The organism is Clostridium nitrophenolicum (assembly GCF_055391695.1).
Genome location: NZ_AP042469.1, coordinates 2,993,135 through 3,017,337, shown reverse-complemented (window position 1 = coordinate 3,017,337; position 24,203 = coordinate 2,993,135). Strand labels below are relative to the sequence as shown.

At 30.7% G+C, this 24,203-nt stretch carries 26 protein-coding genes, 1 pseudogene and 1 other annotated feature; of the genes and pseudogenes, 20 read left to right on the top strand and 7 right to left on the bottom strand.

What is annotated here, in order from left to right; genetic code table 11:
• Positions 1 to 38: 38 nt before the first annotated feature.
• Positions 39 to 518: a YbaK/EbsC family protein gene (locus ACZ5N4_RS14320; protein WP_211141020.1), complete on the bottom strand. Its 480-nt coding sequence runs from the start codon at positions 516 to 518 to the stop codon at positions 39 to 41.
• 84 nt (positions 519 to 602) lie between these two features.
• On the opposite strand from ACZ5N4_RS14320, the gene ACZ5N4_RS14315 reads away from it, so the two are divergent.
• The 4 genes from ACZ5N4_RS14315 to aspS all read left to right on the top strand — a co-directional run bounded on the left by ACZ5N4_RS14315 (position 603) and on the right by aspS (position 4,463).
• Positions 603 to 1,157, top strand: coding sequence for a helix-turn-helix domain-containing protein (locus ACZ5N4_RS14315; RefSeq protein WP_464203187.1), 555 nt, complete (start codon positions 603 to 605; stop codon positions 1,155 to 1,157).
• 90 nt (positions 1,158 to 1,247) lie between these two features.
• Positions 1,248 to 1,916: a class I SAM-dependent methyltransferase gene (locus ACZ5N4_RS14310; protein ID WP_464203186.1), complete on the top strand. Its 669-nt coding sequence runs from the start codon at positions 1,248 to 1,250 to the stop codon at positions 1,914 to 1,916.
• A 17-nt stretch (positions 1,917 to 1,933) separates the two neighbouring features.
• Positions 1,934 to 2,569 (top strand): LysE family translocator, encoded by a 636-nt coding sequence (locus ACZ5N4_RS14305; RefSeq protein WP_464203185.1) that lies wholly within the window; start codon positions 1,934 to 1,936, stop codon positions 2,567 to 2,569.
• Between the two features lie 150 nt (positions 2,570 to 2,719).
• Positions 2,720 to 2,936: a binding site (T-box leader), on the top strand.
• Positions 2,937 to 3,173: 237 nt separating this feature from the next.
• Positions 3,174 to 4,463, top strand: coding sequence for an aspartate--tRNA(Asn) ligase (aspS, locus tag ACZ5N4_RS14300; RefSeq protein WP_464203184.1), 1,290 nt, complete (start codon positions 3,174 to 3,176; stop codon positions 4,461 to 4,463).
• Between the two features lie 102 nt (positions 4,464 to 4,565).
• Here the strand turns inward: aspS and ACZ5N4_RS14295 are convergent, their stop codons facing one another.
• Together ACZ5N4_RS14295 and ACZ5N4_RS14290 are read right to left on the bottom strand one after the other, a co-directional pair.
• Positions 4,566 to 5,351, bottom strand: a complete 786-nt coding sequence (locus ACZ5N4_RS14295) for a CAP domain-containing protein (protein WP_464203183.1) — start codon at positions 5,349 to 5,351, stop codon at positions 4,566 to 4,568.
• A gap of 170 nt (positions 5,352 to 5,521) precedes the next feature.
• The gene (locus tag ACZ5N4_RS14290; RefSeq protein WP_464203182.1) at positions 5,522 to 6,223 is read right to left on the bottom strand and encodes an EAL domain-containing protein; all 702 of its coding nucleotides are present in this window, start codon (positions 6,221 to 6,223) and stop codon (positions 5,522 to 5,524) included.
• Positions 6,224 to 6,508: 285 nt separating this feature from the next.
• On the opposite strand from ACZ5N4_RS14290, the gene ACZ5N4_RS14285 reads away from it, so the two are divergent.
• From ACZ5N4_RS14285 to ACZ5N4_RS14245, 9 genes are all read left to right on the top strand, one after another.
• Positions 6,509 to 7,195, top strand: a complete 687-nt coding sequence (locus ACZ5N4_RS14285; protein WP_464203181.1) for a response regulator transcription factor — start codon at positions 6,509 to 6,511, stop codon at positions 7,193 to 7,195.
• Positions 7,188 to 8,480: a sensor histidine kinase gene (locus tag ACZ5N4_RS14280; RefSeq protein WP_464203180.1), complete on the top strand. Its 1,293-nt coding sequence runs from the start codon at positions 7,188 to 7,190 to the stop codon at positions 8,478 to 8,480. Before ACZ5N4_RS14285 ends, ACZ5N4_RS14280 begins: the two co-directional genes overlap by 8 nt.
• A gap of 180 nt (positions 8,481 to 8,660) precedes the next feature.
• Positions 8,661 to 9,611, top strand: a complete 951-nt coding sequence (locus ACZ5N4_RS14275) for an efflux RND transporter periplasmic adaptor subunit (protein WP_464203179.1) — start codon at positions 8,661 to 8,663, stop codon at positions 9,609 to 9,611.
• Between the two features lie 39 nt (positions 9,612 to 9,650).
• Positions 9,651 to 10,313, top strand: coding sequence for an ABC transporter ATP-binding protein (locus tag ACZ5N4_RS14270; RefSeq protein WP_464203178.1), 663 nt, complete (start codon positions 9,651 to 9,653; stop codon positions 10,311 to 10,313).
• Between the two features lie 12 nt (positions 10,314 to 10,325).
• A complete protein-coding gene (locus ACZ5N4_RS14265) occupies positions 10,326 to 11,492 on the top strand; it encodes an ABC transporter permease (protein WP_464203177.1) in 1,167 nt (388 codons plus the stop codon).
• A gap of 302 nt (positions 11,493 to 11,794) precedes the next feature.
• Positions 11,795 to 12,910 (top strand): M20/M25/M40 family metallo-hydrolase, encoded by a 1,116-nt coding sequence (locus ACZ5N4_RS14260; RefSeq protein WP_464210945.1) that lies wholly within the window; start codon positions 11,795 to 11,797, stop codon positions 12,908 to 12,910.
• Positions 12,911 to 13,040: 130 nt separating this feature from the next.
• A complete protein-coding gene (locus ACZ5N4_RS14255; protein ID WP_464203176.1) occupies positions 13,041 to 13,451 on the top strand; it encodes a 3-hydroxyacyl-ACP dehydratase FabZ family protein in 411 nt (136 codons plus the stop codon).
• A gap of 75 nt (positions 13,452 to 13,526) precedes the next feature.
• Positions 13,527 to 14,639 (top strand): acyltransferase family protein, encoded by a 1,113-nt coding sequence (locus ACZ5N4_RS14250; RefSeq protein WP_464203175.1) that lies wholly within the window; start codon positions 13,527 to 13,529, stop codon positions 14,637 to 14,639.
• A gap of 151 nt (positions 14,640 to 14,790) precedes the next feature.
• Complete coding sequence (locus ACZ5N4_RS14245) at positions 14,791 to 15,474, top strand: GGDEF domain-containing protein (RefSeq protein ID WP_464203174.1); 684 nt, start codon at positions 14,791 to 14,793, stop codon at positions 15,472 to 15,474.
• Positions 15,475 to 15,630: 156 nt separating this feature from the next.
• On the opposite strand, the pseudogene ACZ5N4_RS14240 reads toward ACZ5N4_RS14245, so the two are convergent.
• Positions 15,631 to 15,759, bottom strand: a pseudogene (locus ACZ5N4_RS14240) (bacterioferritin-associated ferredoxin); the annotation flags it as partial.
• Between the two features lie 19 nt (positions 15,760 to 15,778).
• Between ACZ5N4_RS14240 and ACZ5N4_RS14235 the strand changes: the two are divergent.
• The gene (locus ACZ5N4_RS14235) at positions 15,779 to 15,943 is read left to right on the top strand and encodes a hypothetical protein (protein WP_464203173.1); all 165 of its coding nucleotides are present in this window, start codon (positions 15,779 to 15,781) and stop codon (positions 15,941 to 15,943) included.
• A 964-nt stretch (positions 15,944 to 16,907) separates the two neighbouring features.
• On the opposite strand, the gene ACZ5N4_RS14230 is transcribed toward ACZ5N4_RS14235, so the two are convergent.
• Complete coding sequence (locus ACZ5N4_RS14230; RefSeq protein WP_464203172.1) at positions 16,908 to 17,378, bottom strand: hypothetical protein; 471 nt, start codon at positions 17,376 to 17,378, stop codon at positions 16,908 to 16,910.
• 90 nt (positions 17,379 to 17,468) lie between these two features.
• Between ACZ5N4_RS14230 and ACZ5N4_RS14225 the strand changes: the two genes are divergently transcribed.
• Together ACZ5N4_RS14225 and ACZ5N4_RS14220 are read left to right on the top strand one after the other, a co-directional pair.
• Positions 17,469 to 17,642 carry a hypothetical protein gene (locus ACZ5N4_RS14225; RefSeq protein WP_464203171.1) on the top strand — a complete coding sequence of 58 codons (174 nt, stop codon included), beginning with the start codon at positions 17,469 to 17,471 and terminating at the stop codon, positions 17,640 to 17,642.
• A gap of 279 nt (positions 17,643 to 17,921) precedes the next feature.
• Entirely contained in the window at positions 17,922 to 18,086 is a 165-nt protein-coding gene (locus ACZ5N4_RS14220; protein WP_464203170.1) for a hypothetical protein, read from the top strand.
• 319 nt (positions 18,087 to 18,405) lie between these two features.
• Here ACZ5N4_RS14220 and ACZ5N4_RS14215 read toward each other — a convergent pair whose 3' ends face one another.
• Positions 18,406 to 18,717, bottom strand: coding sequence for a hypothetical protein (locus ACZ5N4_RS14215; protein ID WP_464203169.1), 312 nt, complete (start codon positions 18,715 to 18,717; stop codon positions 18,406 to 18,408).
• A 28-nt stretch (positions 18,718 to 18,745) separates the two neighbouring features.
• Between ACZ5N4_RS14215 and ACZ5N4_RS14210 the strand changes: the two genes are divergently transcribed.
• A complete protein-coding gene (locus tag ACZ5N4_RS14210) occupies positions 18,746 to 18,877 on the top strand; it encodes a hypothetical protein (protein ID WP_464203168.1) in 132 nt (43 codons plus the stop codon).
• Positions 18,878 to 19,198: 321 nt separating this feature from the next.
• Here the strand turns inward: ACZ5N4_RS14210 and ACZ5N4_RS14205 are convergent, their stop codons facing one another.
• The gene (locus tag ACZ5N4_RS14205; RefSeq protein ID WP_464203167.1) at positions 19,199 to 19,435 is read right to left on the bottom strand and encodes a hypothetical protein; all 237 of its coding nucleotides are present in this window, start codon (positions 19,433 to 19,435) and stop codon (positions 19,199 to 19,201) included.
• Between the two features lie 611 nt (positions 19,436 to 20,046).
• On the opposite strand from ACZ5N4_RS14205, the gene ACZ5N4_RS14200 reads away from it, so the two are divergent.
• From ACZ5N4_RS14200 to ACZ5N4_RS14190, 3 genes are all read left to right on the top strand, one after another.
• A complete protein-coding gene (locus tag ACZ5N4_RS14200; protein ID WP_464203166.1) occupies positions 20,047 to 20,742 on the top strand; it encodes an ABC transporter ATP-binding protein in 696 nt (231 codons plus the stop codon).
• A 54-nt stretch (positions 20,743 to 20,796) separates the two neighbouring features.
• The gene (locus ACZ5N4_RS14195; protein WP_464203165.1) at positions 20,797 to 23,301 is read left to right on the top strand and encodes an ABC transporter permease; all 2,505 of its coding nucleotides are present in this window, start codon (positions 20,797 to 20,799) and stop codon (positions 23,299 to 23,301) included.
• 202 nt (positions 23,302 to 23,503) lie between these two features.
• A complete protein-coding gene (locus ACZ5N4_RS14190) occupies positions 23,504 to 24,199 on the top strand; it encodes a response regulator transcription factor (protein ID WP_464203164.1) in 696 nt (231 codons plus the stop codon).
• The last annotated feature ends 4 nt before the right edge of the window (positions 24,200 to 24,203 follow it).

Sequence of the window (24,203 nt, the reverse complement as noted above, 5' to 3'; positions counted from 1 at the left end):
GCAGACCACAAGATATAACATACCTTGTGGTCTGCCTGTTATTTTATTGAGACAATATTTCCTTGTGTTATTTCAGTTAAAATCTTTGGAGTAAGTTTGAATACTGCATGAGGGGTCCCAGCAGCAGCCCATATTTCTTCATATTGCATTAAATCCTCATCAATTAATGTTGTAATGGAATTTTTATGCCCAATTGGAGGTATGCCGCCTATTACAAATCCTGTATTTTCAAGAACAAAATCAGCATCTGCTTTTTCAAGTTTCTCTCCAATATACTGTTTAATTATTTTTTCATTAACCCTATTTGTACCACTTGCAATAATTAGAAGTGGCTTTTGTGAATTTTTGCATTTAAATATTAATGACTTAGCAATTTGACTTACCTGGCAACCAATTGTATCGGCTGCCTCCTGTGCAGTACGAGTTGATTCTGATAATTCAACCACATTAAGTTCAAATCCAAATTTGTTTAATGCGCTTTGCACTTTTTCAGCGCTTTTACTAAGATCTGTTGACATAAAACTACCTCCTCTACAAATAATATGTTATGATATATTGTACAACAGTATGTTATAACATACAATTACTTTGGAGGTAATTAAATGAAAAATCTTACTACTATTATTGGCAAAAATCTTAATAATATTAGAAAACAGAAAAGTTTAAGTCTTGATAAAGTTTCTGAATTAACAGGGGTAAGCAAGGCAATGCTAGGACAAATTGAACGTGGTGAGTCTAATCCTACTGTTGCTACCTTATGGAAAATTGCTACAGGTTTAAATGTCTCTTTTTCATACTTTATGGAAGAAATTGAAGATGATATAAGATATGTTTCCTGTAGTGAAATAGGTCCAATATTAGAGAATGATAAAAGAATGAAAGTATATCCATTGTTTCCTTATGACAATAAAAGAAGATTCGAGGTTTTTATGATTACTCTTGAACCTGGTTGTAATCATCAGTCTTTGCCTCATAATGAAGGCGTGGAGGAATATATCATTGTAACAAAAGGTAAGATGGAATTATTAATTGAAGATAATATATACAGTTTGTCTGATGGAGATGCTATAAGTTATTTTGCAAATAAACAGCATACTTATCGAAATACCTCTAATACACAAACTTGCTTTCAGCATATAATATATTATTTTAAATAAAAAATCTATTGTATTTTTCAGTATTTTTATTAATAGATATATATTATAATTTAAATATATTTATTTTAGTAGAGATAGGGGAATAGTATTATGGATGACAAAGATGCTATAATTGATGACTTTAATAAGATTGCAAATACAAAGCCCTCAAATTGGGAACATAACAAACACTATCATAATTTTTTACTAAAATTCATACCAAATGAATGTGAAAAAGCAATAGACATTGGTTGTGGAACAGGTGAATTTACTAGATTACTAGCTGAAAAATCTCATACAGTTGAAGGAATAGATTTATCACCAGAAATGATTAGAGTAGCAGAAGAACAATCTCGAAAATATAATAATATTAAGTACCAAGTTGAGGATGTATTAGAATGGGATTTAGGACAGGAAAAATATGATTGTATAGTTTCTATTGCTACTTTTCATCATCTTCAGTTTAAAGAAATGTTATTAAAAATAAGAGAGGCTCTAAAACCAAATGGAGTATTTATGATACTTGATCTCTATAAAGAAGAAAAACTAACGGATTATTTGATATCAATAGCAGCTATACCTATAAATATAATTACTATGTTAATAAAAACAGGTAAAGTGAAGAAATCAGAAGAAGAAATTAAAGCGTGGAATGAACATGCAAAACATGATAGATATATGACAATTAAGGATGTTGAAAAAATTACCAGGGAAATAATTCCTAATGCAAAATTGAAAAGACATCTATTTTGGAGATATTCACTAGTGTGGAGAAAATAAAGTAAGGGGGATTTATTATGTTTGGTATTGTAAATTTCAGTGTTTTTATAATTACGGGAATAATACTAAACTTGACTCCAGGTGCAGATACTATGTATATATTGGGAAATAGCATGTCTAATGGCAAGAAGGCAGGTATAATGTCTGCTTTAGGAATTTCAACTGGGTGCATTGTACATACCATATTGGCGGCTTTAGGGCTCTCAGTCATATTAGCTAAATCAGCTCTTGCTTTTAACATTATTAAATATTTGGGGGCAGCCTATTTAGTTTATCTTGGTATTCGTTCATTTATGTCAAAATCATCATTACTTATTTATAATGGAGATAATGAAAAAAATAGTTTTAAAAATATATATTTTCAAGGAATTATAACCAATGTATTAAATCCTAAGGTAGCGTTATTTTTTCTAGCCTTTTTACCTCAATTTATTAATCCTAATAACACTTATGGAGTTCTACCTTTTTTATTGCTTGGATGTACATTTATTATTACTGGAACGATATGGTGTATAATTTTGGCAGTATTTTCATCATACTTAACTGGAAAAATAAGTAAAAAGGTAGGACTAGCTAATTCATTAAATAAGATATCAGGAATCATATTTGTTGGATTGGGATTAAATTTATTACGAGCAAAACTATCAAATTAGATAAAACTATTTTTTATATTGCATAGAGATTTATCAATTGCCATAGAATTTATGTGTTTAAAGGAAGATTGACTAGTAAAAAATATAAAAATAAACACAAAAATATTGACATGATATAAAAAATGTGATACGTTAAACGATATATTACAAAAAAATTCTATGAAGAGAAAAGTAATTAATATTTGTCCTCAAAGCGAGTGAGGGGTGGTGTGAGCCTCAAAGGAACGATATTAGTGAAAGACATCTCTGAGAAGTTTATTTGAAATTAAGTAGAATAAATCGGTTGCCGCCGTTAAAGGGTCTAAAGATATCTTTGTTTTGCTAAGATTAAGCAGGATGGCACCGTGAATTTAACCTCACTCCTACACTAGGAGTGAGGTTTTTGTATTTTATGTGTCAATAAAAGTATTATTAGTTTTAAAAAATTCTACTAAATTTTTTAGACTACTTAATATTCTTTTATTAAATTGCCTATTGATTAAAACAAGATAAATTAGGATGGTACCGTGAATTTAAATCTTCGCTCCTAAAAGGAGTGAAGATTTTTTTATTACTAAAAGATCAATAAAATTAAGCTATTAAATAAATAAAAGGAGAGATTATTATGAAAAGAACATTAATTAGGAGCCTAGGAGAAAACTTGAATAAGAATGTAATAATTAAAGGATGGGTTCATAGAGTAAGGAGGCTTAAAGGTATTACTTTTATAATTTTAAGAGACAGAAGTGGGATGGTTCAATGTGTGGTTGATAATAAAGAGCCGATTATACATGGACTAAAATGTGAAAGTGTACTGGAAGTAAGCGGTACAATCAAAGAGGGGAAAAACTCTCTAAATAATTTTGAATTAGCAGTAAAATCTCTCAAGGTGTTGAGCAAAGTAGAAGAAGATCTGCCTATTGAAATAAATGGCGAGGAGTTAAATATTTCTCTTGATACAATGCTTAATAATAGAATTTTAAGTCTTAGACATGAAAAAAAGAATGCTATATTTAGAATACAGCATATTATAGTGGAAGGTTTTAGAGAATTTTTATCAAGAGAAGGCTTTATAGAAATATTTACCCCGAAAATTGTAGCGGAAGGAGCTGAAGGAGGAACTGCTCTCTTTAAGTTAGATTATTTTGGAAGAGATGCATACCTTGCGCAAAGTCCTCAATTTTATAAACAAATGATGGTAGCCGCTGGTTATGAGAGAGTCTTCGAAATAGGAAATTTTTTCAGAGCTGAAGAACATGATACAGCTAGACATTTAAACCAATTTACGAGCATGGATCTTGAATTGGCATTTATTGAAGATGAACAAGATATTATGGATATAGAGGAAGAAATGTTAAAGCACATTATAAATAAACTAGAGTTAGAAGGAGCTAGATATTTTAAAATGTTAAATGTAGATATTCCTAAAATATTAGCGCCGATACCAAGGATAGAATTTGAAGATGCAGCAAGGGTTTTAAAAGAAAACTACAACAAAATTGTAACTGACAATGACTTAGATCCAGAAGGAGAGAGGCTTTTAAGTGAGTATGCAAAGGAGAAATATAATTCAGAGTTTATTTTTGTTACAAACTACAGTAGAAAAAAGAGACCTATGTATACAATGCCTAAAGGCATAAATGGTACTAGATCCTTTGACCTTATATTCAAGGGAACGGAAATAACTTCTGGAGGCCAAAGAATACATGATTATGACATGCTAGTTGAAAGCTTTAAATTTAAAGGATTAAACTATGAAAATTTTTCAAGTTATGTGAATGTATTTAAATATGGAGTGCCACCTCATGGGGGATTGGCGATAGGTCTCGAAAGACTTTTAGCCTTACTTTTAGGAATAAATAATATCAGAGAAACATCCGCATTTCCTAGAGATAGAAGTAGATTAACACCTTAATTAGATCTAATAAATGAAAATTTGTGAGTTACTTCATCTATTCCTTTGATAAGTTATATAATATAAAAAATAATAGCGGAAAACATATCCGCTATTATTTTTTTATTGAGGTTTGCTTATAAACTCTTGTGTAAACATGCTTCCATAAGGACCACCAGCTCTAATTCCTATGCCTATATGAGTGAAATCTGGACTTAATATGTTTTTTCTATGGCCTGGAGAATTCATCAATGCATTTTCTGCATTTTGAACGTTTTGATTGCCTGCGATATTTTCTCCTGCTTGAACAAAACCTACTCCAAAGGATTTCATCATATCAAAAGGACTACCGTATTTTGGTGAGTTGTGGCTAAAATAATTATTGTCTATCATATCTTGAGATTTAATTCTGGCAATATTACATAGTTGCATATCAACTTTTAAAGGTTGTAAATTATTTTGAACTCGAGCATCATTTACTAATTTTAGCATCTGCTGCTCTGCATCGGTCAATGTAGTAGCGTTTGTCTGTGCAGTCGGTGTTTTCGGTGCTGTTTGCGCTGTTGTTCCTTGAGTAGTTGTTCCAGTAGTATCAGCAGCCGCTTGGGCTTTTTTGTTTTCAGGTGCTATTGCCTTACCTTGATCTTTAGGAATAAAACCAATTTTGTTATCTGGAAGTTTTACTGCAAACCAATCTTGAACCTGACTAACTACATTAAAAGAATTATCTTTATTTGCTGTCTGAATGACAGGAGCATCACTAGAACAGCCAGATCTTATATTTGCTTGGTCAGCGGTAATTTTTACTTTTTCAACATCACCTGTTTTAGAATATGAGGATTCTACACCTGCAGTAGGCTGTTGTGCTGATTGTTGCTTTTGTGCGCATGAGACTGAAAAAATTGACATAACAATTAGAATAGAAACAATGCTTTTCTTTTTCATTAAATTCACTCCTTAGACTTAAATAATAGAATTTACAGCATTAGTATTTGTAAGTCTAATGAATATTATTAGTAAAATTATAATTATAAAAAATTAAGAAGGTATGAGTTTTTAACTCACACCTTCTTATATAATTAATAAAAGTTATCAAAGGGTGCAGGCCTGCCAAGAGCGTAACCCTGGGCATATCGAATACCTGCATTTTTAATTATTTCGAGACATCCAATTTTTTCAATTCCCTCAGCAATTATTTCTATCGATGGTCCAATTAGTTTTACTAAGTCTTCTAAGTTCTTCTGTTTTGCTTTGTTATCTATCAAATTTGTCATATGACATCTATCTAATTTTATATAATCAGGTTCTAGTTGCAGCCAATGCTTTAAAAATGAATATCCTTCACCCATATCATCTACAGCTATTTTTACTTTATCCTTTTTTAGCACTTTTATTACAGATTTTAAATTTTCCCAGTCGCATATAGGTTCTTCCTCAGACAATTCCAAAACGATTTGTGGAGCAAGTGATGAGAATTCCTTCCACCATGAAATAAACCTTTTATCCAGTAAAGTTGATGGAAATATATTTATGAATAGTGAGTGAGTATTCTTATATCTAAATAGTTGTTGAGCCTTCAAAATTAATTGATAATCAAGTATTGTAAGTGTTCTTTGTATTCCCGCTTGATGAAAAAGATCAATAGCATTAAAATCGCGATATAGCTTACTTCGTACTAATGCTTCAAATCCAAATACGTTCATGGTATTTACTTCATATATTGGCTGATACCAGCATGTAAGGTTAGTTATATCAATCCTTTTATCTAAAAAGAAGCCCACTATAATCACGTCCCCTCCAATTATATAAGAATTAATTTAATATTTAGTAAAATAATATTCATTATTAAAATCATAACATGCACTGGCTTATTATGTCAAATAGTGTATATTTAAGTAAGTTAAGATAAATATATGCTTTAAATGGGAAAGTAAGGAATATTGAAGTATAAGTACTACAAATTTTAAGTGACTTCATTTCTAATTTTTATTAATTTGTATTTAAATAAATCATTAAACACAACATAATAAAGATAACAAATTTAATAAATTATAAGGGAGTTGCATATGAAATTACTTATTATAGAAGATGATGAATTAATATTACAATCAATTAAAAATAGTCTAGAAAGTAACTATCAGGTAGATGCCTCTTATAATGGAGAAGAGGGGTTATATATGGCTAGACAAAACATATATGATGCAATAATACTTGATATAATGATTCCTTTATTAGATGGTTATGAGGTGCTAAAAATATTAAGAAAAGAGAATATTGATACGCCAGTGCTATTTCTTACAGCGAAGGACTCTTTAGAAGATAAAATAAAGGGTTTAAAAATAGGCGCTGACGATTATCTAGTCAAACCTTTTCATATACAAGAATTAAAAGCAAGAATTGAAGCACTACTTCGGAGATCAGGTTCAATGGCAGCAGAAAACATTTTAAAGTATAAAGAAATTGAACTTAACATTAAGAATAGAGAGCTGTCTATAAAAGGCGAAAAAATAAACCTTCAAGTTAAGTTGTTTGATCTTCTAGAATACCTAATTAACAATAAAGAAACTATTCTAACAAAAGAGCAAATATTTGATAGAGTATGGGGATTTGAATCAGATACCACCATAAACATAGTGGAGGTATACATGCATAAACTTAGAAAAATACTATCTAACTATAATTATGATAAATGTATAAAAACTATACGCGGAGTTGGATATATGCTAAAAACTTATGAGGATGAAAATGTTTAAAAAACAGAGACTTAAACTAACACTATTAAATACAACAATATTTTTTATACTTTTTATTGTATTTAATATGATTATATATTTTTATGCTAAAACAAATTTATATAGAGGGGTAGATAGATCACTATTAATTTCTAAGAAAATGATAGAAAATAATTTGGCTAAAGTTAGTTTGGAGCTTCCGAAGCTAGAATCTTCAATGATTCCAGCTTTAGAATCTAGTCAAACTACACAACCAGGTCCCCATAATATACCACCTCTTGATCCACGTATAATACCTATTTTAAGAGACGAAAAAGGAAATATTCTTTTTCATTCTCAATTATCAATGTTTTATCAAAAAAATTTAGAAAATATCAAACCAACTATAACAGATAAATTATATGATATTAAATTTAATGATTTTCATTTTAGAACAATAGCCTTCAGTGTTCAAGTAGATAATAAAACTATCATGGTTCAGCTATTAAGAAACACAAATTCAGAAAAAGAACTTCTAGATAACCTTTTAAAAATCATAATTATTGGTGGCATTATACTATTCTTAGTTACCATAGGAGTAGGATCATTCTTAGCACAAAGAACCATGATACCTATAGTTAATGCTTGGAAAAAGCAGCGACAATTTGTTGAAGATGCTTCACATGAACTTAGAACTCCTTTAACAGTAATTCAATCTCAATTAGAATTAATTCTTAAATATCCTGATTCTACTGTAATTAACAATGCAAATTATTTAGGAATTGCACTTTCAGAAACAAGAAGATTATCAAAACTTACATCTGATCTGCTTACACTTGCACGATCTGATTCTAATACACTGGAAATTGCAAAGAAACCTGTAAATATTAGTATTTTAATAAATAAAATAGCTGAACCCTATGTAGAAATTGCAGATTTAGAAGATAAGCATATGGAATTGAATTTAGCCGAAGCTTTAATTGTAAATTGCGATGAAGAAAGAATATCTCAGCTTATAATTATTCTTTTAGATAATGCCTTAAAATATACAAATAGTGGAGATGCTATTAAAGTTAATCTTAAAAATGAAGAATCTAGATGTATTATAAGTGTAGCAGATACTGGCATAGGTATAAAAGAAGAAGAAACTAAATTGATATTTGAAAGATTCTATCGTGGAGATAAGAGCAGAACAAAACAAACAGGAGGGACGGGGCTGGGCTTATCTATTGCCAAATGGATAGTAAGTAATCACGGCGGCTTAATAAAAGCTTCACCAAATCATCCTAAAGGAACAATAATTAAGGTAACACTACCAGTTGATTAAGAGAACTTGAAAGTTCTCTTTTTTTATGTTTTAAATACAAATTAAACTTATAATTTGATAACAATCTGACAATGGATAAAAATTCAATGTTATAGTTAAGGATAAGTTAAGATTTAAGTATCATAATAGTACCCATAACGATGGACATTAAAATTAATTATATAGAAAGGGTGGGTAATTATGAAAAAAGCAACTATTAGTATAATGATAATAGCCGTATTAGGATTTGGAGGATTTGGAGTCTATAAAAGTATCAATGCTAAGGCATCAACACAAAGCAAAACTTCTCAGATTGTTAAAGCAAAAGCTTCTGTACAAAATATTCAAAAATCAGTTTCCGGGTCAGGCAGTGTTCAATCATCGTCAACTGATACACTTAAAGCATCCAGCAGAGATACAATACAATCAATACTTGTAAGTAAAAATCAAGTAGTAACAAAAGGACAGGAGTTAATAACTTTTGTAAATGGAAGCGATCCTATAGTAGCACCTTACGATGGAGTTATTAGTGATATAAGTGTTGCTTCAGGTAATAGTGTAAATGCATCACAGGAACTTATAACTATATTTGATGATAAGAATCTTCTTACAAAAATATCAGTAGATGAAACAGATTTAGTAAATTTGAAAGTTGGTCAAAAGGCAGACATAAAAGTTAACGCTTTCCCAGATGTGAAGTTCACTGGAGTTATTAAGGATATTAGTCAACAAGGCACATATTCCAATGGAGTTTCAAACTTTGATGTAACAATAGCCTTTGACGATATACATGATATAAAAGCAGGTATGTCTACAGAAGCTACAATAGTGACTGAATCTAAAGAGAACGTACTAGCAGTACCGGTAGAAGCAGTTAAAGATATTAAAGGTGAAAAATATGTACTAGTATTTAAAGATAATACGACACCAACATTACAAAAGGTTGAGCTTGGTATTAGCAATGGAAGAATGGTAGAGATAACTAATGGATTAGTATCTGGACAAGAAATTGAATTACCACAAGTTCAAAATTCTAACAATAATTCCTCAAAGATGAAAGGCATGGGCGGTTTCCAAATGATGCAAGGCGGAGGCGGAAGCGGAAGAAACAATAGAGCACCAGGTGGACAAAGCAATAGTCAGGGTAAATAGAACTTAAGTACTTCAATTAACGAAGAAAGGAGAATTTTAATGATAGAAATTAATAATTTATCTAAAGCTTATACCATGGGGGATACTGTTGTAAAAGCTTTAGATAATATAAATCTAAATATAAAAGAAAACGAATTTGTTTCTATTATAGGACCATCTGGGTCCGGTAAATCTACATTAATGAATATATTAGGATGCTTAGATGTGGCTGATACTGGGAGTTATGTTTTTGACAAGGTAAATATAGATAAAGCAAATGAATTAGAGCTAGCTAAAATTAGGAATAAACAAATAGGCTTCATATTTCAAAATTTTAATTTGCTATCTAAACTAAATGCAGTAGAAAACGTAGAAGTGCCCCTTTTATATAGAGGTATGGGTGAAAAAGAATGTAGGGAGCTTGCTATGGAGTATATTGAAAAAGTAGGGCTTAAAGGAAGAGAACATCATAGGCCAAATCAGCTTTCAGGAGGACAGCAGCAGAGAGTGGCTATTGCGAGAGCATTAGTCGGAAATCCAAAGATTCTTTTAGCTGATGAACCTACTGGAGCATTAGATAGTAAAACCAGTAAAGAGATTATGGAGCTTATAAAAGAGCTTCATAAACAAGGACAAACTATAATATTAATAACGCATGACCATAAGGTCGCAGAGCAGGCGGAAAGAGTTGTTACTATAGAAGATGGTAAGCTTTATGCATAGGGAGGGGATTAAATGAGATTTTTTCAAACAATAAAACTAGCTATAAAAAATATAAAAAGCAATAAATTAAGATCTGCCCTTACTATGATAGGTATTATCATTGGGATTTCTTCAGTAATTGTATTAGTAGGTATGGGAAGTGGATCGACAAAGCAAATAACTTCTCAAGTTCAATCACTTGGAACAAATCTTATTTCAGCAAATACATCAAGTAACGGCAGTAAGCAGTTTACCCTTGATAATGTAAAAGATATTGAGCAAATACAAGGAATAGATAAGGTTGCTCCAGTTATTTCTACTAGCACAACTGTTAAAGTTGATAAAACCTCTCAGGATACATCAGTAACTGGTACTACTAGCAATTTTCTTGATATAAGAAATATGACTATTGCAGAAGGTAGATTTATTGCTGATTTAGATGTAGATTATAGAAATAAAGTTGCTGTTTTAGGATCAGATATAGCCGAGCAGCTTTATGGATTTACAGATCCAGTAGGAAAAGATATTGATATAAAAGGAAACACATATCAAATTGTAGGTGTATTAAAATCACAGGGAAGTTCCATGGGAAGCAATACAGATGATATGATAGTTATACCATCCACTACGGCAATAAGTCTTGCTGGAACAAGAAATGTTCAAACTATTTATATAAAATCCTCGGATGAAAAAAATGTTGATTCCGTAACTAATGAGGTAAATAGTTATCTTACTAGCTTCTTTAAATCAACTGATAACAACAATAGAGTTATGAGTCAGAAACAATTACTAGACACAATGAGTTCAATATCAAGTACTATGACATACTTATTAGGCGGTATAGCTGCTATATCATTAATTGTAGGCGGCATAGGAGTAATGAATGTTATGCTTGTGTCTGTATCAGAGCGTACAAAGGAGATAGGCATTAGAAAGGCTTTAGGTGGAACAAGAAAGGATATATTAGTACAATTCCTTATTGAAGCATTAGTGTTAAGCTCTTTAGGTGGTATATCAGGTGTAGTATTCGGACTAGGTATAGGGTGGGCTGTAGCAGCACTCGGAATGTCAATGACTTTTTCAATACCAATAGTTATTGTAGCATTTTCATTCTCTTTAGCGGTAGGAGTTATCTTTGGTATATTCCCAGCTTATAAAGCCTCTAACCTTAAGCCTATTGATGCGTTAAGATTTGAATAACTAAAAGAGGAGTAACCTAAATATACTTTTAGGTTACTCCTCTTTTAGTTACATTTCTATATTTATAGCTGCTATAGGGTTTCAAACTAGAAAATTGACTTACACAAAGGGCTATGTTTCCAAAGCTTTTAACGGACTGAAGCTTGGAAACATAGTCCGGGGTGTAAGTCAATTTTCGGCCTTATAGCCCTATAAGTGATGCAATCAAAAATATAGAAATATAACTAATAAATTTACATTTTAAAAATAAATGATATAATTAGAATGGACGCAAGAAAAAATTCTTTTAGGAGGTACATATGATGGTAAATAAGCAAAGATTAGTGGAGGAATTCTTAGAACTTATACAAATAGATAGTCCAAGTTCTAAGGAAGGTGCTGTAGCAAAAATTCTAGTAGACAAGCTAAAGAACTTAGGATTCGACGTATATGTAGACGACGCAGGAGTTAAAGCTGGCGGTGAAACTGGAAACGTTATCGCTACATTAAAAGGAAATAGACCAGGAAAAACTGTGTTGTTTAGTTCACATATGGATACAGTTAGTCCAGGAGAAGGTATAAAGCCTATCATAGATGAAGTTAATGGAATAATAAAAAGTGATGGCACTACAGTGTTAGGTTCCGATGATAAGGGTGGAATAGCAGCTATATTAGAAGCTGTAAGAATAATAAAAGAAAATAACATTGAACACGGCGATATACAAATAGTGTTCTCAATATGGGAAGAAGGAGGACTATTTGGAGCTAAGTACTTAGATTATTCTAAAATCAACCCAGATTTTGCATTTGTACTAGATAGTGGTGGAGCTCCAGGACAAATAATAGTTAAAGCTCCAGCTCAAGATAAAATATCAGTTAAAATTAAAGGTAAACCAGCTCATGCAGGTTTAGTACCAGAAGAAGGCATAAGTGCAATTATGGTTGCATCTAGAGCTATAGAAAATATGAACTTATTAAGAATTGATGAAGAAACTACTGCTAATATAGGTACTATTAAAGGCGGAGTTGCTACTAATATAGTTATGCCAGAACTTGATATATTAGCAGAAGCTAGAAGTTTAGATAACTCTAAATTAGATGACCAAACAAAGCACATGGTAGATACGTTTAAAAAAGCTGCTGCTGATTTTGGTGCAGAAATAGAAATAGAAACTGAAAGAATGTATGGCGCTTTTAGTGTAGACGAGAATGATGAAATAGTTAATATGTTAAAGAAAGTATTCTCTAATATGGGAATGGAAGCTAAAGTTGCATCAACTGGCGGCGGAAGTGATACTAATATACTAAATGCCAATGGTATAAAAGCTGTTAATTTAGGTATTGGTATGAAAAAAGCCCATACTTTAGAAGAATATATCGCTATAGAAGATTTAATTAATTCAGCTAGAATGGTAGTTGAAATAGTAAAAGAAGCATAATTCAGCAAAAACCACTTACCTATGCTAAGTGGTTTTTATTATTAATCGAGCTACTAAAAATGTACAAATTAGTAACACATGGTATAATAGTATATGGTCATATATAAAATAGATAAGGAGAATTTGCTTTATGAAAGAAATCGAATCTTTGATCCCTCATAGATATCCTTTTTTGTTTGTTGATGAGATTACTAATGTTAACAAAGATGAAATTACAGGTGTAAAGACTTTTGATGAATCCTTTGTATTTTTTCAAGAAAACCATACTAAAGAAAAGATAGTCCCAAATATGATATTGATTGAAGCTATGGCACAATGTGGTGGTGCAGGTGTAAAAAAATTGAATAACGATGATGATGAGTTGTACGGGCTTGCATCTATAGAGAATGCTAAATTTTTTAGCACTGTTGAAGTTGGAAGCACCATTGAAATGATAGTTAAAAATATAAAGATATCAAACAGAGTTATAAAGCAATCAGGAACTGTTTACTGTAAAGATAAAATTGCTGTAGAAGCTACTTGGATGTGTGCAAAACTTTAATATAGATTGTTAAAATACATATACTTGCGGTAGATAGAAACTGCGGAAGATTTGAATGAACGAGGGGGTGGTGCTTTGATTTCAAGAATTAAAGCTGTAGATGTACTGAGAGGCTTTGCAGTAGCCATAATGGTTTTATGTAATAATCCGGGGAATGGAGACAGAAACTATATCCAATTAAGGCATGTTCCATGGAATGGGCTAACTTTTGCTGACTTTGGATTTCCGTTTTTTATACTAATTACAGGTATGACTATCCCTATTGTCATGAATAGAAGGCTGTCTGCGAGTAATAATAAAAAATACGTAATTTTAAAGGTTTTTATGAGAAGTCTTATATTAATAATGTTAGGTATATTTTTAAATGGCTTTCCACTATTCGATTTTACTTCAATCAGGATTCCAGGGGTTTTGCAAAGAATCGGTGTAGTTTACTTATTTTCTAGCCTAATATACATATCAATAAAATGTAATACAAAGAAAGATAGTCAAGTTGTTGGTTCTTTAATTGCTGTTTCATTGATAATAATTATAGGGTATTATCTAATATTAAAGCCTTATGGATTTGAAATGGAAGGAAACTTAGTACAAAGAATTGACTCTAGATTTTTAAGTGGGCATTTAGCCTTAAAAACCTGGGACCCAGAGGGAATTTTAAGTACATTAGCATCAATTTCTTCTGGAACTCTCGGATGTACAATTGGTTATTTTTTAGTATGTAAGAGTACGAGTGATTACAATAGGGTTTTAAATATAGGAATTCTCGGAGCAGCATCTTTACTTGGTGCTTTTCTATTTAATAAAATATTCCCTTTTAATAAAGCTATATGGTCTAGTTCTTTTATATTAGTAACAGCTGGAGCTGCAGCTTTAAGTATAGCTATATTATATCTAGTTTGTGACATTTACAAAAAAGAAAGCCTGCTTAGACCTTTTACTGCATTAGGAAGTAGTCCTATTTTTGTTTATTTAGTTTCAGAACTTATACGAAAAACTCTTTGGAGAGTGCCTATATATGATAGCCAGTTTAAAGAGCCTTTAGGTTTCTGCCCTTGGATTACCTTTAAATTTATAACCCCCTGGGCTGGTGAATGGCTTGATTCTTTATATTTTTCAATACTGTATGTGATTCTTTGGATGTGGATTATGAATAGAATGTATTCAAAAAATAAATATATAAAGTTATAAGGGCTGCTAAAAGCAGCTTTTTTATATTCCAAAAAATTCAATATTTTTATAAAAATAGCAGATAAAAGTTACAATAAATATGTTACAATAAGTATATAAAAGGTTTTTGTATTATTATTTAACTAAATTTCCAAATTAGGGGTGCTTTATCATGGATAGGTTTTTTATAAAATTTGTACCATATATTATAACTACATCTGTATTAGTCTTACACGTTATAGGCTATTTATTAACTGTAAATCTAGGAAAACAGCATTGTTTTTTGATATGGTCTTCTATAGCTTTAATTGATATGGTTTTTGCATTTCGATGTGGTAAGTTAATTCAAAGGCTTCACAAAGGGGTATACGAAGATGCACTAACAAAAGTAAACAATAGAGGTTTCTTCTATTTAAAAATGAATGAAGAACTGGAAAAGTTAAAAAAGAAAAAATCTGTGGTTTCTCTAATTATGATAGATATGGACAACTTCAAAATTATTAATGACACCTATGGTCATGTTATAGGTGATAAGCTTGTGACCCAGTTGGCAAATGTCTTATCTCATAACATCAGAAAAGGAGATAGCATAATTAGGTGGGGAGGAGATGAATTTGCTATAATTCTTCCAGAAACCAGTCAGGAATATGCATACAATACGGCAGAAAGAATTAGACAAATTATAGAAGAGCATATGTTTTGCTTTAATAGTATTGTAATTAAGATTACAATTAGTATCGGTATCGCATCTATAAAAGAAGAGTTAAGTATAGACACTTTTGTAGATTTAGCTGACTGTGCACTATACAAGGCAAAGCAAATTAAAAATACTGTTATAAATTTGAATAACTCATAAGTTTACGAAAACAACATCTCTTTTTAGCAGGAAATCTCATTTTAATGATGACATGCTTGATATTTTTCATAGTTTTTTGCTTGAAACATCAACTAATCTCTTACCCTAGGTTACAAGCCTAGGGTGTTTTTGTTTTGCTCCATTATTCGTATTTGCTCACGATTTCATGCTCAATGCTTTATTGATTGTCTCTTGAATAATAGGACGGCAACATTTACCTAAAGGATTGTTAATCTCACATTTCGCATTTTTCATTACTCCTGTAAGTCTTATAATATTATCAAGTACAAAGTGCTTAACAGTTATGGATTTTCCTTTTATAGAATTTCAATTAACAAATAAGTTAATTGAAATTTTAATTCAACATAAGGACATTGAAAATCTTATGATTGAAGATGATATAAATATTAACATTGTGAATATAGACGAATTAGTTAGTAAAGGTTGTAAAAAATATGAATTAGAATGAATGTAAATTAGATGAGAATGGGCAACTATGGGTTTTAAATAAAGATAAAAAAGCATATGAGTTATATGAAGGCTATATGATAGAGGAATTTGAATCTAATAGTAAAAGCTATATGAAAATAAATGAAAAATAAGAACACTTGGAGAAATCTAAGTGCTTATTTATTTTAAAATACACAAAAATGTAACAATTTGGTTATAAATGTGTAATAATTGGAAGTTATAATAATGATTGTCCTGAAGTAATAAAAGCCTTGCAGGATAAGTTACCCAATCTTATATAATATATTCGACTAAGCACTGGTGTAAAAACTAGTGCTTATTATTTTACAAGTAATTAAAAAGTATATAGTTATTTAACAGTAATGACATATTTATGTAACAATTGGTGTCTATAATAATAGATATCCTAAGTTACCCAAACATATAGGATATATCAATAGTCCCCTTTAAAACTCATTTAATAAAGCACTGGTAGAAATACCGGTGCTTATTAATTTGCAGATTGTTAAATAACTACATGATTATGTAACAGGAATGACACATAGATGTAACAATAGATTCCTACAATATAATTAATAAGTATTGAAAGAAGGGAGCCTATTGTATGAATCTTATTATATTAGGCGTTGATATAATTGTTTTAGTAGCAGCAGTAATATTAACAAAGAATAGCAATAGTAAAAAGTGTTAGTTTTAAATACAAATAATTTATCTATTTTAAGTACCGGTAGAAATACTGGTGCTTATTTATTTTTAAATGTAACATTATAATAAATTAATCATATAATGAAATTGATTAGAATAAAATACATTAATTACCTCCAAGTTGTAGTACTGGCAGAGATGTAAGTACTTACTATTTTTAAAGAAATTAGATAAAAATAAACTGCAGCCTAAGCCGCAGTTATGTTTAATTAATCTAGATATATAGTTATTATTAATTTTATCTATGGTTAATATGGCTAATATGGATAATAGTAAGGTCTTGAATAATATTGTCTGAGTTCATCGTTATTGATGTTATCATTATTGATATTATCATCTCTATACATCATATGATCTCCACATTTACATTTATGGTCCATGCCATATGGCATTGTTTGAGTAGGCATCATTTGAGCAGGAGAAACCTGTGATGGACACATTTTAGTAGGCATCATTTGAGCAGGAGAAACCTGTGATGGACACATTTTAGTAGGCATCATTTGAGCAGGAGAAACCTGTGATGGAGACATTTGAGTAGGCATCATTTGCTGTCCATGCATCATTGGGAAGCAGCATATCATAGGGCAGCAGCATATCATAGGACAACACATTCCAAAATGATGATGTCCATGATGATGATGGTGTCCATGATGATGGTGATGACGACGAGTATCATCTAAATTTTGATTAAGCTCTTGATCAATGTTCTGGTTTTCGTTTCTATACATTAATAAGCCTCCATAAAATTTTTATACACAATACATAATATGCAGAATGCAAAATAAGGTTACAAAAGTTTAAAAAGGAAGTGAGGGGCAATGAAAATAGGACAAGTAATAAAAGAACGGCAACCAGATGTACAAAAGATACTAAATAAACCAAGAAAGAAACATAGGAGGGGTAAAGAAAGCCTCTTCTTTTCTGATTTCGAAAACATGATGATACATGACAGTTATAGGCGAGGTAAAGGTGGATCTATTAAGCAAAGATAAGTTAGAAGATAAAGAGTATATAAAGTTACTCATAACAAAAGCAACTATACATATTTTAGCCAGAGAAGCAAGAGGGATGATATGTAATAAGTAATAACATATATAAAGGCGGTTAGGTCTTAGGACATAGGTGCCTTTATTATTTAAGAAAAAATAGAAAGATATCAAAAGCAGTAAATTATGTATTGAGAAGATATTATTAAGAGCTTGTGTATAGGGCTCTTTTTATGTAGAATATTAAATCGTACCAGTGGTTATTATAATAACTGAGGTGATAATATGGAACATAAAGATAAAAAAATTAATAATGAAGAAAACGAAATAGTAAAACAGTTAAATAACATGACAGCTTTTAGTATAGGTGGATTAGGTATTGTTCCAGCTGCAGAAAAGGAGTTGGGAAATAAAGGTATAAAATCTGATAAAGAGAACTCAAGAGAGTAATTGCTCTCTTTTTTCATGCCCAAAACAAAACAAATAGTATTTTAAAAGCCAATTAAAGCATGAGACAAATTTGAGACGAAAATGAGATAAAAATACTAAATATATACTATATAATAAGTATAAGGACAATTGCCTAATGGTTGTAGTGGGGATTACATACTTTGTGGCAACGGTATATATTTAAGCACTTGGTTAAATCCAGGTGCTTATTATATTTAAAATGTGTAGTTGTTAAGAAGATTAAAGAAGCACACCAGGAACAATTGGTGTGCAAGGATTCTTATTAATACTAATTCCATTAGTCTTAATATCTTTCGGATTAGAAGAAAAATGGGAGGAAGTATAGCCATGGATAAAAGTAAGGACCATAAAAATGTGGATGTCTACGTCTATGTCTACGTCTTCTACGACGCTTTTGTCTGTATCCTGGATCATCATATTCGTCTAAATCGTAATATTCATCTGGATCATCATATTCGTATGAATCGTAGTATTCATCCCTCATAGACATTGGATAGTTGCATAGCGGGCAAGAATACATGGGATAAGTAGGAGAATTCATATTTCTAGGCCGATAGTAATTTTCAATTATGTCTTCATTATTGCCATTGTAGTAGTCCGTAATATTCATTATATTGTTATCTTAAGATGTGGATAAGATGACTAAGGATAGATATTTAGTATGTCCGTTTTGTTCTAGCAAGAAAGTAGACAAAGAAAACGCTGCTGATAGCCTTAAGGAATGTATGAAGCGCACCATGGATTACATGAAAGATGTATGGCAACAATGAAGGGAAGAAAACTCTCTTTTAATATAGGACAATAATCAACTTGGGCTTACATGACAGGTTCGAATCCTGCGTGTTCTAACTACTCTCCCAATGGCACTGGTAGAAATGCTAGTGCTTATTTATTTTTAAATGTAACATTATAATAAATAACCATATAATGAAATTAATTAAGATAAAATACATTAGTATCCTCCTGGTTGTAGTACTGGCAGAGATGTCAGTACTTACTATTTTTTAAGAAATTAAATAAAAAAACTGCAGCCTAAGCTGCAGTTATGTTTACCTAATTTAGATATATAGTAGTTATCGATTTTATCTATGCTACATCCACCATGGGCTGTGATGGGAAAAATGTCTGTGATGGAAAAATGGTCTGACAGGGAAGAAAAATGGTCTGAAAGGGAAGAAAAATGGTCTGTGATGGAAAAATGGTCGACGAGGATCAGGATCATCACATCCACTACTAGGCATCATTTGAGCAGGAGAAACTTGTGTTGGCATCATTTGAGGTCCATACATCATAGGACAACAACACATCATAGGACAGCACATTCTCATGCGAGGGTCATCATCAGGGTCCTCGCGATAGCCAAGGTAAGCCTCATTTGAATCTTGATTAAGATTTTGTTCATGATCCAGATTTTGTTCATGATCCAGATTTTCGTTTCTATACATTAGTAAGCCTCCATAAAATTTTTACACACAATACATAATATGCAGGATGCAAAATAAGATTACAAAATTTTAAAAAGGAAGTAAGAGGCAATGAAAATAGAAGAAGTAATAAAAGAAAAGCAACCAGATGTACATCTTTTCAAAATGTAACCTCATTCAGGTTATTAGCATAAGAAGGATTTATAAATATGCCACTGAGAATAATAAAAGCTCTGGAGTAATCCGGAGCTTTTATTAACACAATTCTTTTGACGGCAAAAATTCGTCAAAAAAACTTTTCAATTTTGCTCAGGTTTATTCAAATTTTATTTTTCTGAAAAAGCTTAAAATTAAGCAGTATAAACAATTTAGGACTTATATTCAATTTTAAATACATGTCAATCTTACTAAATTGTAAGACAAAACTTTTTCTTGTAAGTTAAATGACATGGAGTAATGAAATGTAGTGATATATAATTTAAGCATGGTGATAATAAAACAGAGGAGAGAGATATATGGAAATTCTAAAGGTTGAAAACTTAAACAAAACTTATGGAAAAGGTGAGAATATAGTTGAAGCTCTTAAAGATATAAATCTATCAGTAAATAAGGGAGAATTTGTGGCAATTGTAGGGGCTTCTGGTTCAGGTAAAAGTACATTACTTCACTTGCTTGGAGGCTTAGATAGACCAACAAAGGGAAAAGTTATAATTGACGGTGAAAGTATTTATAACTATAAAGAAGAAAAGCTTGCAATATTTAGAAGAAGAAAGATAGGATTTATATTTCAATTCTTTAACCTAATTCCGGTTTTAGATGTTGAGGAAAACATAGCTCTTCCAGCACTATTAGATAATGATAAAGTGGATAAAAGCTATTTGGAAGAAATTATTGAAATATTGGGACTTAAGGAAAGAAAAAATCATCTTCCATCTGAGCTGTCAGGTGGCCAACAGCAAAGGGTGTCAATTGGAAGAGCACTGTTAAATAAACCTTCAATAATACTTGCAGACGAACCAACGGGAAACCTTGATAGTAAGAATTCAAAAGAGGTTATTGAATTATTGAAATTTACAGCTAGAAAGTATAACCAAACATTAATACTTATTACTCATGATATTAATATAGCCTCAATGGCTGATAGAGTGATTACCATAGAAGATGGTGAAATTGTTTCTGATAAGTATCTAAGAAATAAATATGGTGCATAGTCAAGGTAAATTAATATCAGAATGTAGAATTAAGGAATACTAGGAGGTAACCCAATGATAACTAACTATGGACAGCTTACGGGCAAATATTTAAAGACTAATAAGAAACGAACTTTACTTACTATCATAGGAATTATACTGTCGGTTGCATTGATATCATCAATTGGGCTTTTCTTTAAAGGAATACAAAATGCGCAAATAGATGATGCTAAAAATTCCTATGGATCATGGCAATTAGCCTTTACAAAAGCAAATGAAAGTTTAATTTCTAAGATAACAAACAATCCAAAGGTTTCTAGAAGTGGATTTTATACAGTAGGTGAAGAAACTAAATTAGAGGGGAAATTAACTACTGATGTTATAATAGCTACAGATAAGGCTTTAGAACTTCTTCCGTATAGAGTGAAACAAGGTAAGTTTCCAGAAAACGAGAATCAAGTGGCAATAGAAAAATGGGCATTAAGTCGTATTGATAAAAATGGTAAAATAGGGGATAAAATAAAGGTTAATGAAAAAGAATATACTCTTGTAGGTATATTGGAAGACAATATAGGAAATCAAATTGAAAATAAAGGAATTTTATTAACTAAAAATAATAAAATCGATGAGTCAAAGTCTATGCTGCTAGTGGAAATAAGTCCAAAAGTAAATTTAAAGAAGGCAGTAAAGGAACTAAAAGGATTAACTGAAAAAGATAAAGTTGGAGAAAATACTTATCTTCTTATAATGCAAGGTGCTGGAGATAAAGGTTCGGGAATGGCTGGATTATATGCTACACTAGGTATAATCATTGGAATAGTAGTAATATCGACTATAGCAGTTATATACAATTCATTTCAAATAAGCGTTGTGGAAAGAATAAAGCAGTTTGGCCTTTTAAGGGCTGTAGGAGGAACTCCAAAACAAATAAGAAAAATTGTATTAAAAGAGGCAACAGTTTTAGCTGCCATAGGTGTTCCTTTGGGGTTAGTATGTGGTATTATAGCTATATATGGAATAAGCTTTGCTTTTAAACTAATTGGCGGAGAATCGGTTTTTCCTATGAAACCAGTAATAGATCCTAATATTATGGCTATAAGTGGAGGTGTTGGCATAATATCAATATATTTGTCAGCATTGATACCAGCAATTTTCGCTGGCAGGATATCACCATTAGTAGCTATAAGCAGTAGGACAGCAATAACAAAAGAAAAAATAAAAAGAAGAAAAAATAGAGTTATCGGAAAAGTATTTGGTTTTGAAGCAGCACTAGCAGTTAAAAACATAAAAAGAAATAAAAAGAGATATAGAGTAACTGTTTTCTCAATAGTGATAAGTGTTGTATTATTTATTACCTTTAAGTCTTTCATGGATATGACATTAACTATAGGAAAAGATGCTAATGAATCAAAAAATATCCACTTCTCAGTTATAAGAAATTCACAAGCTACAAAGGAAGAGACATATATAAACGAAAAAATAATAGATAATCTTAAAAATGTAAATGATATAGATAAGATATATAAGGTTTATGATGCATATCATTTTGATATAGCTATAGATAAGAGTAAAGAAATCAAAGAAATTCAAGATATGGGTAAAGTATATAATAAGACTAATTCAAGTTATAATCAAAAAACTATTTTAAATGGCTATACAGCGGTTTATGACCAAGGGGCTTTAGAAGCTTCTAAAAAATATTTAACTTCTGGTGATATTGATGTTGAAAAACTAAGCAAAGAAAATGGAGTAATTTTAATTAGCAAAAATACAATATTTAATGATAAAACACAAAAGAAACATGTAGGTCCAGTTGCTAATATAAAAGTAGGAGATGAAATAGATCTTCAATATAGTGAGATTGCAGGAGATAACAATAAAAAAATTGAATTTGACAAAGCAAAGACTAAAAAAGTTAAGGTCATGGCGATAGTTGAAAATGAACCTTTTAATTTCTGGGGATCGCAAGAGGGGTTAAAGCTTATTACAACTGAAGAAGTTGCTAAAAAGTTAACTAATAAGAATAGTATTGAACCGGTAGGTTTAAATATTATAATCAAAGATGCGAAGAATGAAGAAGCAGCAAAAGCAGAAATAGAAACTGCAATAAAATCAAATTCTTCATTAAGAGTAATTGATAATATAGAACAAAATAGAAAAACAAAGACTTCAATACTAATGGTAAAGATATTAATATACGGATTTGTTGTAGTTGTATCTTTAATAGGAAGTGTTAATATAATAAACACAATAACGACAAATATTATATTAAGAAAAAGAGAATTTGCTGCATTAAAATCTATTGGTTTAACTCAAAAAGGATTAAAGAAAATGATAGTTTTAGAAGGATTCATGTATGGTATAGTTGGTACTATATACGGATCAATAATAGCATGTGCCTTATCATTTTCAATGTATAAAGGTTTAGGTGGAGTGAGAGAGTTTCCATGGAACTTTCCCTGGAGTGCAGTAGCTACTGCAGGTATAGCAGCTATAGTGATTGGTTATCTTTCAGTACTATCACCACTTTCGAGAATCAGAAAAGAAAACTTAATTGAAGCAATTAGAGAAGATTTTTAATGTAATATAAAGGGTTAAAGAGAATTTGTGAGAGTATCAGATATTAATGTCATGGATTGCATAGTCCATGACATTATTTTTAGCATTATCTAAAAGATAGGGTAAGAACTTAAGGATTACATATTTATATATTCAATTTAGTATATAAATCAAGTATTATTAAATTGATTGTATTTCTAAAAAATTAAAAGAGGTGAAGTGTATGTACAAATTATTGCTAGTAGAAGACGATGAATCTCTAGCACTTGGTATAGAATTTACATTAAAAGATGAAGGCTATGAGCTTTGTAGAGCATCAACGATATCAGAAGCAGAAAATTTACTTCAGCTAAGTCAGTTTGATTTAATATTACTAGATGTTAATTTACCAGATGGAAATGGGTATGAACTATGTAAGTCCATAAGAACTAAAAGTGATATTCCAGTAATATTTTTAACTGCATGTGATGATGAAGTTAACATAGTGTTAGGACTTGAAATAGGCGGTGATGATTACATAACAAAGCCTTTTAGAGTTAGAGAGCTTTTATCAAGAATAAAAGTATCACTAAGGAGAAGCTCTAAAATATCACTTGCAGGAAACAGGCTTATAAGTGGAAATATAGTAGTTGATAATGCAAAAGCAATAGTAAAGAAAAAAGATAAAGAAATTATTCTAACAGCCCAGGAATATAGACTTCTATTGATATTTATGAATAATCCAAAGGTATTAATTAAGAGAGATGAAATATTAAAGGAGCTAACAGAGGGAGCAGAATCTTTTTTCGACGAAAACACATTGTCTGTTTATATTAAGAGGATAAGAGAAAAAATAGAAGATAGTTCCAAGAACCCAGAATATATAGTCACGCTAAGAGGATTAGGGTACAAATGGGATAAGGATGTTGTTAAGGAGTAGATAT

What these genes read in the sequence shown, in the direction of transcription:
- ACZ5N4_RS14320 (WP_211141020.1), bottom strand. Translation starts at nt 518, where the DNA reads ATGTCAACAGATCTTAGTAAAAGCGCTGAAAAAGTGCAAAGCGCATTA.
- ACZ5N4_RS14315 (WP_464203187.1), top strand. Translation starts at nt 603, where the DNA reads ATGAAAAATCTTACTACTATTATTGGCAAAAATCTTAATAATATTAGA.
- ACZ5N4_RS14310 (WP_464203186.1), top strand. Translation starts at nt 1,248, where the DNA reads ATGGATGACAAAGATGCTATAATTGATGACTTTAATAAGATTGCAAAT.
- ACZ5N4_RS14305 (WP_464203185.1), top strand. Translation starts at nt 1,934, where the DNA reads ATGTTTGGTATTGTAAATTTCAGTGTTTTTATAATTACGGGAATAATA.
- aspS (WP_464203184.1), top strand. Translation starts at nt 3,174, where the DNA reads ATGAAAAGAACATTAATTAGGAGCCTAGGAGAAAACTTGAATAAGAAT.
- ACZ5N4_RS14295 (WP_464203183.1), bottom strand. Translation starts at nt 5,351, where the DNA reads ATGTCAATTTTTTCAGTCTCATGCGCACAAAAGCAACAATCAGCACAA.
- ACZ5N4_RS14285 (WP_464203181.1), top strand. Translation starts at nt 6,509, where the DNA reads ATGAAATTACTTATTATAGAAGATGATGAATTAATATTACAATCAATT.
- ACZ5N4_RS14280 (WP_464203180.1), top strand. Translation starts at nt 7,188, where the DNA reads ATGTTTAAAAAACAGAGACTTAAACTAACACTATTAAATACAACAATA.
- ACZ5N4_RS14275 (WP_464203179.1), top strand. Translation starts at nt 8,661, where the DNA reads ATGAAAAAAGCAACTATTAGTATAATGATAATAGCCGTATTAGGATTT.
- ACZ5N4_RS14270 (WP_464203178.1), top strand. Translation starts at nt 9,651, where the DNA reads ATGATAGAAATTAATAATTTATCTAAAGCTTATACCATGGGGGATACT.
- ACZ5N4_RS14265 (WP_464203177.1), top strand. Translation starts at nt 10,326, where the DNA reads ATGAGATTTTTTCAAACAATAAAACTAGCTATAAAAAATATAAAAAGC.
- ACZ5N4_RS14260 (WP_464210945.1), top strand. Translation starts at nt 11,795, where the DNA reads ATGGTAAATAAGCAAAGATTAGTGGAGGAATTCTTAGAACTTATACAA.
- ACZ5N4_RS14255 (WP_464203176.1), top strand. Translation starts at nt 13,041, where the DNA reads ATGAAAGAAATCGAATCTTTGATCCCTCATAGATATCCTTTTTTGTTT.
- ACZ5N4_RS14245 (WP_464203174.1), top strand. Translation starts at nt 14,791, where the DNA reads ATGGATAGGTTTTTTATAAAATTTGTACCATATATTATAACTACATCT.
- ACZ5N4_RS14235 (WP_464203173.1), top strand. Translation starts at nt 15,779, where the DNA reads ATGGATTTTCCTTTTATAGAATTTCAATTAACAAATAAGTTAATTGAA.
- ACZ5N4_RS14230 (WP_464203172.1), bottom strand. Translation starts at nt 17,378, where the DNA reads ATGTATAGAAACGAAAACCAGAACATTGATCAAGAGCTTAATCAAAAT.
- ACZ5N4_RS14225 (WP_464203171.1), top strand. Translation starts at nt 17,469, where the DNA reads ATGAAAATAGGACAAGTAATAAAAGAACGGCAACCAGATGTACAAAAG.
- ACZ5N4_RS14220 (WP_464203170.1), top strand. Translation starts at nt 17,922, where the DNA reads ATGGAACATAAAGATAAAAAAATTAATAATGAAGAAAACGAAATAGTA.
- ACZ5N4_RS14215 (WP_464203169.1), bottom strand. Translation starts at nt 18,717, where the DNA reads ATGAATATTACGGACTACTACAATGGCAATAATGAAGACATAATTGAA.
- ACZ5N4_RS14210 (WP_464203168.1), top strand. Translation starts at nt 18,746, where the DNA reads ATGACTAAGGATAGATATTTAGTATGTCCGTTTTGTTCTAGCAAGAAA.
- ACZ5N4_RS14205 (WP_464203167.1), bottom strand. Translation starts at nt 19,435, where the DNA reads ATGAGAATGTGCTGTCCTATGATGTGTTGTTGTCCTATGATGTATGGA.
- ACZ5N4_RS14200 (WP_464203166.1), top strand. Translation starts at nt 20,047, where the DNA reads ATGGAAATTCTAAAGGTTGAAAACTTAAACAAAACTTATGGAAAAGGT.
- ACZ5N4_RS14195 (WP_464203165.1), top strand. Translation starts at nt 20,797, where the DNA reads ATGATAACTAACTATGGACAGCTTACGGGCAAATATTTAAAGACTAAT.
- ACZ5N4_RS14190 (WP_464203164.1), top strand. Translation starts at nt 23,504, where the DNA reads ATGTACAAATTATTGCTAGTAGAAGACGATGAATCTCTAGCACTTGGT.